General features: G+C 62.6%; 1 protein-coding gene. It reads left to right on the top strand.

Going from position 1 to position 514, the window contains the following annotated elements:
* The coding region (locus HBA93_RS18235) for a Tn3 family transposase (protein ID WP_221724241.1) at window positions 1–514 on the top strand (514 nt) is incomplete at both ends.

Below are 514 nucleotides of genomic sequence, written 5' to 3' on the forward strand. Positions count from 1 at the left end.
GTCAACCGAAACGACGCGTTTACGAAACCGCCGTTGTCTCCACCTTGCGAGACCGCCTGCGCGCCGGGGATGTCTGGGTTGATGGCAGTCGTGAGTATCGCCGGTTCGACAGCTACCTGATGCCCCGGGACACGGCGGAAACCGTCATGCGGGACGCGGGCTTCGAGACAGATCCGGAAGCATGGCTGGCGGATCGGGGGGCCACGCTGGCAAAACGCCTTGACCAAGTGGACCACACCTTGAAGCGCGATGCTCTCACCGGCGTCCGGATCGAGCGCGGGCGCTTGAAAATCACGCCCCATGAAGCTGTGACACCACCTGCTGCGGTGCGTCTGGAACGGGCCATTGACGCCGTGATGCCACGTATCCGCATCACAGAGTTGCTTTGGGAGGTGAATGCGCAGACCGGGTTCCTCGACGCCTTCACTGATCTGCGTTCTGGCAAGCATCACGATGAGCCCGCCGCTGTGTTGGCCACGATCTTGGCTGGGGCGACTAATCTCGGGCTAGAGCG

The organism is Ochrobactrum sp. SFR4 (assembly GCF_019730395.1).
GTDB lineage: Bacteria > Pseudomonadota > Alphaproteobacteria > Rhizobiales > Rhizobiaceae > Pseudochrobactrum.